8 protein-coding genes and 2 pseudogenes are annotated in these 8,519 nt (G+C 69.6%); 5 read left to right on the top strand and 5 right to left on the bottom strand.

Annotation, left to right across the window (positions count from 1 at the left end):
• Window positions 1-719: pseudogene (locus VR45_RS47385) on the bottom strand (IS5 family transposase); the annotation flags it as partial.
• 144 nt (window positions 720-863) lie between these two features.
• Between VR45_RS47385 and VR45_RS32410 the strand changes: the two are divergent.
• From VR45_RS32410 to VR45_RS32405, 3 genes and pseudogenes are all read left to right on the top strand, one after another.
• Window positions 864-1,622 (top strand): MerR family transcriptional regulator, encoded by a 759-nt coding sequence (locus VR45_RS32410; protein WP_045943456.1) that lies wholly within the window; start codon window positions 864-866, stop codon window positions 1,620-1,622.
• 80 nt (window positions 1,623-1,702) lie between these two features.
• Window positions 1,703-1,813, top strand: a pseudogene (locus VR45_RS49330) (IS5/IS1182 family transposase); the annotation flags it as partial.
• A 165-nt stretch (window positions 1,814-1,978) separates the two neighbouring features.
• Window positions 1,979-2,521 carry an EF-hand domain-containing protein gene (locus VR45_RS32405; RefSeq protein WP_045943455.1) on the top strand — a complete coding sequence of 181 codons (543 nt, stop codon included), beginning with the start codon at window positions 1,979-1,981 and terminating at the stop codon, window positions 2,519-2,521.
• A gap of 21 nt (window positions 2,522-2,542) precedes the next feature.
• On the opposite strand, the gene VR45_RS32400 is transcribed toward VR45_RS32405, so the two are convergent.
• Both VR45_RS32400 and VR45_RS32395 read right to left on the bottom strand, forming a co-directional pair.
• On the bottom strand, window positions 2,543-3,400 hold the full coding sequence (locus tag VR45_RS32400) for a phosphotransferase (RefSeq protein WP_353612735.1): 858 nt from the start codon (window positions 3,398-3,400) through the stop codon (window positions 2,543-2,545).
• Window positions 3,401-3,475: 75 nt separating this feature from the next.
• Window positions 3,476-4,708 (bottom strand): hypothetical protein, encoded by a 1,233-nt coding sequence (locus VR45_RS32395; protein ID WP_234326387.1) that lies wholly within the window; start codon window positions 4,706-4,708, stop codon window positions 3,476-3,478.
• Window positions 4,709-5,122: 414 nt separating this feature from the next.
• On the opposite strand from VR45_RS32395, the gene VR45_RS42895 reads away from it, so the two are divergent.
• Complete coding sequence (locus VR45_RS42895; protein ID WP_052709542.1) at window positions 5,123-5,704, top strand: ATP-binding protein; 582 nt, start codon at window positions 5,123-5,125, stop codon at window positions 5,702-5,704.
• Window positions 5,705-5,836: 132 nt separating this feature from the next.
• Here VR45_RS42895 and VR45_RS48075 read toward each other — a convergent pair whose 3' ends face one another.
• Window positions 5,837-6,985, bottom strand: a complete 1,149-nt coding sequence (locus VR45_RS48075) for a helix-turn-helix transcriptional regulator (RefSeq protein ID WP_199926044.1) — start codon at window positions 6,983-6,985, stop codon at window positions 5,837-5,839.
• Window positions 6,986-6,988: 3 nt separating this feature from the next.
• Window positions 6,989-7,420 (bottom strand): NUDIX domain-containing protein, encoded by a 432-nt coding sequence (locus tag VR45_RS32380; protein ID WP_045943452.1) that lies wholly within the window; start codon window positions 7,418-7,420, stop codon window positions 6,989-6,991.
• Window positions 7,421-7,897: 477 nt separating this feature from the next.
• On the opposite strand from VR45_RS32380, the gene VR45_RS32375 reads away from it, so the two are divergent.
• A complete protein-coding gene (locus VR45_RS32375) occupies window positions 7,898-8,410 on the top strand; it encodes a TauD/TfdA family dioxygenase (RefSeq protein ID WP_234326385.1) in 513 nt (170 codons plus the stop codon).
• The last annotated feature ends 109 nt before the right edge of the window (window positions 8,411-8,519 follow it).

The following is an 8,519-nucleotide window of genomic DNA, read 5'->3' as shown; positions in this document are numbered from 1 at the left end:
GGTCTTCTCCGGGATGACGTGCCGGATTCCGCGTCTGCGCAGATAGCGGCGGGTTTGACGGTTGCTGTAGCCCTTGTCCGCGCTGACGCTGTCCGGCTTCGTGCGCGGCCTGCCGCAGGTCAGCCTTGGCACCCGGATCTTGTCCATGACCGGCTCGAACTGGGCGCAGTCGGCGCACTGCCCAGGCGTGATTACCAGTGAGAGCACCCGGCAACGGCCGTCCGCACTCAGGTGGATCTTGGTGGTGAAGCCGCCGCGCGAGCGGCCGAGCGCCTCACCTCCCGCACCACCTCCGCCAGCCGGTCGATCAGTTGCGCCCGGACCCGAGCGGTTTTGACCTTCTCGGCGGAGCCCCTTTTGAGGGCGGGCGGCGGAGCGTGCCGGGCGCCAGCGGCGTGGTGGTGTGCGCGCACGGACGTCGAGTCGACCGAGATGTCCCAGTCGATCTCGCCGACCGCGTCCGCCTCCGCCTGCACCCGCTGGAGGAGCATCTCCCACGTTCCGTCCGCCGACCAGCGGCGATGCCGCTCGTGCACCGTCTTCCACGGTCCGTACCGTTTCGGCAGATCACGCCACTGCACACCCGTGCGTATTCGGTACAGCACCCCGTTCACGACCTGGCGATGATCCCGCCACCTGCCACAACGCCCGTTGCTCACCGGCAGGAGCGGCTCAAGCCACTCCCACTGAGCATCCGTCAGATCACTCCCAGTACTCATAGTCCTATCAACGGCTCAACTGCTCGCCAGGACATTGCCTGCGGTGTGAATGCCGGGCTTGCGGTTGACGCTGCGGCAGCTCCTACGGTCGTGACCAAGGCCGGAACGACCGGCCCGGCGAGACGAAGGTAAGGAACGAGGACGATGGACCTGTCGATCGCGGAGGTGGCCCGACTGTCGGGCGTGACCGCCCGGACGTTGCGGCACTACGACGAGATCGGCCTGCTGCCGCCGGCCCGGATCGCCGCCAACGGGCACCGGCACTACGGGGAGAAGCAGCTCCTGACGCTGCAACAGATCCTCGTGCTGCGGGCGCTCGGCGTCGGCCTTCCGGAGATCGGCCGAATCCTCTCCGAGCAGGTGGACGAGGTGGAGGCCCTGCGCGGCCACCACCACCGTCTCCTCGCCGAACGGGACCGGCTGGACACCCTGGCCACCACTGTCGCCCGCACTCTCGCCGACCTGGAGCGATCCCGAAAGGACGGCCAGCCCATGACCATCAACCGCCCGGAGAACCTCTTCGAGGGTATCCAGCCCGACCAGTACGAGGACGGCCTCCAGGACTTCCCCGAGCTCGCCGAGGCGACCAACCGCCGCACCGCGACGATGGACGCCGCCGAGCTCGAGGCGGGCCAGCGCGAGCGAACGGCCGGAATGATCCGCCTCGCGGAGCTACTGGCGGCCGGCACCCCGGCCTCCGCCGACTCCGTCCAGGCCGAGATCGACGCCCAGTACCGCTCGCTCGCCGAGCTGCACCCCGTCACGCCTGAGGAGTTCCGCGCCATGGGCCTCGGCTGCGTGCAGAACCCGTCCTGGCGCGCCGCCTACGAGGCTGTCACTCCCGGCCTGGCCGAGTACCAGCACACCGCGATCGAGTTCTACGCCACCACCCGCCTGGCCTGACCCGGCACCGGCGCTCCTCCTCATCCCACCGGACGGTGGAGGAGCGCACGGCTCAGCCGGCCCCCGGCCCTGCCGCGGCGATCAACAAGGTGAAGACCTTCCGCGCGGTTGCAACCAGATTCGACAAGCGCGGCTACGTCCACCTCGGAACCGTCACAGCAGCCGCGCCCGCCATCTGGCTCCGCTCATGATCGCCAGGACAATGCCTAGCACACCCGGGGCGCCCCGGGGCGGCTTGTGCCGGGAATCCCCGGCTCTTTCGCCGAAGCCCGACGGCGCCGCGCGCCGCGCCTCTACAGTCGCCAGCCTGTCGCCACAGGTGGTGGCGCTACGGCTTAGCACAGGGAGGCCCGTTCATGGCCAACGAGTTCCAGCGGCGCAAGCTCCGCAACGTCTTCGCCGCCTTCGACACCGACGGGGACGGCTGCCTCCGGAAGAACGACTTCGAGGCCCTGGCGGAGCGGTGGGGCCGACTCCCGGCCGTCCAGCGGGACGCCGCCCTGGGCGTCAGGGTCGAGGCGCTCATGTTGGGCTGGTGGGACCACCTGCTCACGGTCGCGGACAGCAACCACGACGGCAAGGTCGACATGGAGGAGTTCCTCGCCCTCGTCGACCGGCTCCCCGCCCTGCGCGAAGTGGTCATGGCGACCGCCGACACGGTCTTCGACGCGGTGGACGAGAACGGCGACGGCCGAATCTCCCGCGCCGAACACAGCCGGCTCGTCGACATCTGGCACGGCCGGACCGTGCCGACCGACGACGACTTCGACCTGCTCGACCTGGACGGCGACGGCTACCTCAGCCGACCCGAATTCGCCCTCCTGTGGGAGCAGTTCTGGATCAGCGCCGACCCGTCCGACCCCGGCAACGCGATGTGCGGCCGCATCCCGGAGCAGTGACCTCGCAACCGTCCGGACCGGTCACAGGATGTTCCACACGCCATCGAGGTCGCCGCGCCGCAACCCTCCGACCCGGCGCCGCACCTCGGCGAGCGCCGGGCTGCCCGCAGCGGCGCGCTTGGCATTCGTGGTGATCATCCGCAGCTCACGCAGGTCGCGCAGGACGGCGTAGCCGCTCCACGCCGTCACGTCGAAACCGTACGCGTCGGCGAACCGCTGGTAGTGGCTACGGCCGTAGCCGAACCGGCGGCAGTGGATCTCCACGGTGACGAGATCCAGCTCAGGAGGGCCGAAGCAGGCGGTGTCCCAATCGCACAGCACCGCCGTTTCACCGTGATGAAGGGCGTTCCGGTGCTGGGGGTCGCCTTGGAGCAGCCCGGGACGCAGCACGTAGTCGACGTCGGCCAGTGCTGATTCGAGGGCGGACAGCCGCTGCCGCAGAAAGGACGTTTCGGCAGGGGAGAGGTTCGTGATCGCCGCGATCGAGCGCCGGATCGCACCGACCGTGTCGAGCGGCCGGACGCCGAAGGGAGGCGGCGGGAGCCGGTGCAGCATGAGGAGGGGGACGGCGAGGTGGGCAGCCGGTACGGGATGCTCGGGCTGGGGGAGGTACTGCCAGAAGGTCACGGCGTGCACGCCGACGAGGACGGGCTGCTCCACCGGTAGCAGTTCGACGGTCGGGAAGCTTTGAGCGCTGAGCCACCGAACCAGTTGCACGGTGCGTTCGACGTCGTCCACGGGCGTACCTGCACGGGCAATCTTGGCAACCACCCCGGCCGCCTTGAGGAGGAACACGGCGTTGGTGTGGCCGCGCAGCATCTCGGCACCGGCGGTGTCCACCCCGATCCGGCGGCAGGCGTCGTGGAGAACGGCGTGCACCTCGGACTCGGCGAATCCGCCGATGACAACCGGAACAGTCATACCCGTCAGGCTGACGGGTGAGCGCTGTCGCTGTCACCTCCTGCCGGTCGGGAGGGCAAGGACCTCGCCGAGATCGCGCACGGCACGGGAGGCACGTACTTTCGTCGGCAGGATGTTGATCAGCTCCCGGGCCCGGGCACCCAGGATCTCGGTCCGGTGGGCTTCGGGCAGTGCCAGGACGGTGTGCGTGGCCAGTTCGCAAGCCTCGGTCACGTTGTGTTCCCGGGCCAGGCACATCGCTTGTTCGAGGGCCAGCAGGGCTGGGTCGATCCCGCTGCGGTCGCGGTACAACGACAAGGCCTCTTCCTGAACTTGACGGGCTTCCTGCACCTCACCGAGCGCGGTGTGCGCGCCGGAGAAGTAGAGGAGCAGTCGGCGTCGCGGAAATGCCCAGGCGTCGTCGGCGGTCGACGGAGGGCAGCGGTCGAACAGATCGCGGGCCTGCGTGATCGCCCTTCGGGCTCCCTCGGTGTCACCCTGCCGGGCTCGCGCGCGGGCCTCGGCGGCAGCGGCGAAGGCTCCGGTGGAGGTCGCCCGACCGCGGTTCAGCAGGCGGGCTTCGCGGGTCAGGCTCACAGCTCGCTCCGATGGGCCGTAGTAGTAGGGCAGCATCGCGGCCTGAATCCGTACGCGCGCCCGGAGGTCCCCGCTGCCGCTGTCGTCGGCCGCTGACCGGGCCGTGCCGAACCACAGTCGGGCCTGGTCCAGCCGTCCCAACTTCATCAAGGTGTCCCCGACGAGGGTCGCCAGCATGGCGACCATCTCCGAGAGCCGGCTCTGCACGACAGCCGGCTGCCGGGCTGCGGCAAGGAGCCGCAGTTCCTCGAGCAGCCGCACCAGCTGGGCCAGCATCTCGGTAGGAGGTGAGGCAGCATAGGCCTGTCGCAGGTCCATGATCTGCTCGTCCAGGACCTCCAGCTGCGTCGCGCCAGTCGTCGTGCTGGCGAGAGTCTCTTCGACCCTGCGACGATAGGAGTCGATCAATTCGTCGAGGGGATCGACCACCGCAGGCGCGACGACCGGGCGCAGCCACACGAGTCCACCAGGCCCTTGAGCCGGTGCGGTGGTTGCGGTCGCCGGGGAGGATGTCGACCGGTAATCGCCTGCCAGGCCGAGCCCTTGGGCGTTGGTCTCGTACAAGCGGCATAGCAGGTCGATCGTGCCGGCTCGTGGTGTCCGGCCGGTTTCCCAGGCCCCGAGCTGGTCCTGGTCCACCTTCGGCCGCGCAAGCCCCAATGTCTCGCACAGTTGGATCAGCTCGCCCACTGCCCGGCGCAGTGTCCATCCCCGGCCGAGGCGATGTGCACGAAGACGGCTCACCCCGCAGCAGTTGGCGATCTCCGCCACGGTGGTGTCGGTTGTCCAACCACTCGCCTCGGCACGGGCTCTGACACGCGCTGCGCAGGACGGCTTGTGTGCCATTTCCCACCTCCCCGGTAACTGACCTACAGATCGTAGTAGGGGAGTTACCGACAGAGAGCATGGAGACAGTAACCAGTTACTGCCTTGCTGCCGCCGGAGTCACGGATCCATCAGTTCGGCGGAGAACCAGTAAGGAGTTCCGATTGCCGAGAATCAGCGATCCCGCGAATCTCTGGGGACACGCGACGGACGCGGCAGGTCTTCCCATCGACAGCTGGGAAGACCTGCCGACACGCTGCACAGCCTGGAGGACCGGCCATGATCCGCGTTGCCCAGTTCAGATTCACGGTGACCCTTGCCACCGTTCCGGTATACCGGAACGCGCTGGTTCACAGCATTGTCGACCTCGCCGGCGTCGCCCTCGATGACGACCTGGCGTACGCGCTCAGACTGTGCAGTTCGGAGTTGCTGGCCAACGGCGTCGAGCACGCCGGCCTCGGCGACGCGGCCGAGCTGCTGGTCGAAGGTGACTTGGACAAGCACCGGAAGAGCCTGCGGATCACCGTCACCGACGGCGGCCTGACCGTCCCGGACATGGTCGGCGGCCTCGATGACCTGTCGGCGACCGGCGGGCGCGGCCTCGCGGTCGTCTCCGGCTTCGCCAAAGACGTCGGCTGGGGCCAGCGCAGGGATGACGCCGACAGGATCGTCGGCTGGAGCGTGTGGTTCGAGCTCGATGTACAGCTTCCCTCACCCACTGCCCAGGCGGAAGACCAGCTGGTAGGCAATGATCTCCGGGCCGGACAGCGACGGGCCTCGCCGATGAGCGAGGCCGCGCGGCCGGGCGACTACGACCAGAAGCCGGCCCGTCTCAACACCACGGGCCGTCACGTCGCCTGATGCCAGTTCGCGCTGTACACCCCCTGCTCCCGCTCCTGCCGTCGAAGGAGGTCCGTGATGTTCGCCGCCCCGGCGGTTGTGATTCTCCGGCGTTCTTTGCCCGAAGGCGGCCCCGGAGCCCCTGTCGCCTCGTCAGGCTGCTATGTCCGCCCGCAGCCGGTCGAGGGTGCCCTGTGCCTGCTCGCGGATACTGGGGAGGGCGTCGCTTGCGCGGATGACCCGTTGGACCTGGTGTGGCAGGCGGTGCAGTTCGGCGCCGTGCAGGGCTGTGCGCAGCTGTTCGCCGCCTGCGGACCGGTCGCCGCGGCGGAGCAGGATCTGGCCGGCGGTGATCGCGGAGATGATGCGCCACTGCGGACTGGTCTGAAGGGCCGGTACGGGCGCGCGTTCCAGCAACTCGACGGCAGCGCGCACGCGCCCGGTGGCGGCGAGGCCCCGCAGTTGTACCTCGTGGAGGGTGAAATCCGAGAACAGCGCCGTCGTGGCGGCGGTGTCGAGCAGGCGTCCGCTCTCGGCGGCGGAGTCGTCGAACACAGTCGTCGCGCCGGCCGTTCCTGCGGCACGCGCGAGGAGGATGACGGCTGCGGCGCGCTCGTCCGGAGTGCGGGAGAGGTCGCGGGCGCGGCCGAGGCGTTCCAGGGCGGCGTAGTGCAGGCCGGCCTTGCGCAGTTCGTTGCCGTGGTGGCGCAGGGCGTGGGCGTGCAGGGCCCGGTCGTCGAGGCGGCGGGCGATGGCGACGCCCTTGCCGGTCCAGTGTGCGGCGGTGACGAGGCGTTCCTCGGGCAGGACATGGCCGAGGGCCACACCGAGGCCGACGCGGGCGCGAGCGAGCAGGCGCAGGACGTCGGCGTCGGTGTGGCCGTCGGCGGCTCGGGCTTCGAGACGGGCGACGAGGGGCCAGAGTTCGTCGACTGCGGCGGCTGCCTGTCCGGCCTGGCGGGTGATCTCGGCCAGGCGCAGGACGCTCTCACCGAACTGGATCACGGTGTGGTGGTCTGCGTCGGCCTCGTCGGTGATGCCGAAGACGTGGGGTGGCAGGCCGAGGCGTTGGGCGATGTGTCGCAGCGCGCCGATGTCGGTAATGGTGCGGCTCCCGGTCTCAACGCGGGAGATGTAACTGGTGGAGTAGCCGAGCAGGGTGCCGAGTTCCTCCTGCGGAAGCCGGTTCAGTTGGCGATGGAAGGCGAGGATCTCAGGCAGGCTGCGGCGCCGCAGGATGTCCTGGGCCCGTGGGGTCGTCCAGTGCCAACGGATGCCGCCGCGGGGCGCGCGGTGTGCCATCGGTCAGGCCCAGCCCTGGAGTTCGTACCAGCGGGCGATGGAGTCCTTGTAGCCCTGGGGCATGACCAGGCCGGACACCTCGTCGCGGTGGAAGAGACCGGCTTCCTTGTGCTCGTGACTGACGACCGGCGGCCGGTGGGCATCGAGGGCGGTGCAGCCGTAGGTGACGACGAAGACCTGCCGACCGGGGAGCGGCTCGTACATCCACACGTCCAGCAGTGGGCCGGCGGTAGCCGTCCAGCCGCTTTCCTCGCGGATCTCGGTCTCCACGCGCTGTTGGGGTGTCTCCGGGCCCTCCAGCTTCCCGCCCGGCAGCTCCCACTCCTGGCGTTCGTTCTTCAGCAGCAGCACTCGCCGCTGTGGGTCGAGGACGACGCCCTTGATCGAGATCGGGAACGTCGGCGGCACATACGGCTGTTCGGAATGTCCGGTCATCTCTGCTTCCACGGCACACGGACGGGCACGGGCCCGTCGAACGTAGCAGTCGGTCGCCGTTGCACGCTCGCGCGATGCAGTGATCGGACTTTGACAATCTGTCACTTCACTCGGGGTGGGTGTACCGGCCACAGTGTGTCCTCTCCCGTCCGCCCGGTTCTCACGAGGGGGATCCTTCATGCCGTCTTCCCGTACCACGCTGCCCGCTGAGGCCGAGGAATTCACCCTCGATGCCTTGCGCGGCGGCGGGTTGGAGCGAGCCGCTGCCGTACTGCGCGAGCGCGGCCTGGTGCGGCTCAGGCGTCTCGGTGATCGCAGCGATGTTCTCGACGCCGCAGCGATGCTGATGTCCGAATCCTGGCAGCACCGCGACGCCGACCCCGATGGGTTGACCGTCATCCNAGCCGACACAATGGCCGGCCGGGCTTCGCCGGCCTCGGCCGCGGCGACCTCGCGCTGCATTCCGAGTGTGCCCAGTTGCCCCGACCACCGCGGCTGATGGTGCTGGCCTGCGGGCGGGCCGCCGAGGCGGGCGGCGAAAGCCTGGTCGTGGACGGCAAGGNCGTTCTGGCCGACCTGGCCGTTTCCCGCCCGGCGGCGCTGGATGCCCTGTCGGCGCCGCAGGCCGCCTACTTCGGCGGATCGGAGGGTCACTTCGCTCCAGTCCTGGAGCACCTTCGGGGTGGACAGTGGCGGCTGCGGCTGCGCCAGGACGAACTCGCCCGTTTCTCGCCCGAGGCCCGGGCCCACCTTCCGGCACTACGCCGCGCTGTCGATCAGCACACCAGCCGCATGCGCCTGGCCTGCGGACAGGCCCTCGTCCTTGACAACCATCGTGTCCTGCACGGCCGCACCCGCTTCACCGGGGAACGGCTGTTGCTGCGGGCGCTCGGGTGGCCGCGCCCCGCACTCGGGATGGAGGCCGGATTCCCGAGCCCGTGCCCCACAGCAGGTCCGGCCGCCACCGCAGGTGCGGCGGACCGTGGCTGACAGCCGTACCTTCCGGGAAGCCACCTGTCCACAAGTCCTCAGGGTGGGCCCGGCCGCCCCGGGCCCACCGACTCCTGGTGATGCGAGGCGCCCCCCGTGCCCCGACACC

This window comes from Streptomyces sp. NRRL S-495, from assembly GCF_000966955.1.
In the GTDB taxonomy this organism is placed as follows: domain Bacteria; phylum Actinomycetota; class Actinomycetes; order Streptomycetales; family Streptomycetaceae; genus Kitasatospora; species Kitasatospora purpeofusca.
Note: the sequence above shows the minus strand (reverse complement) of the source record. Positions and strands in the feature narration are given on the sequence as shown.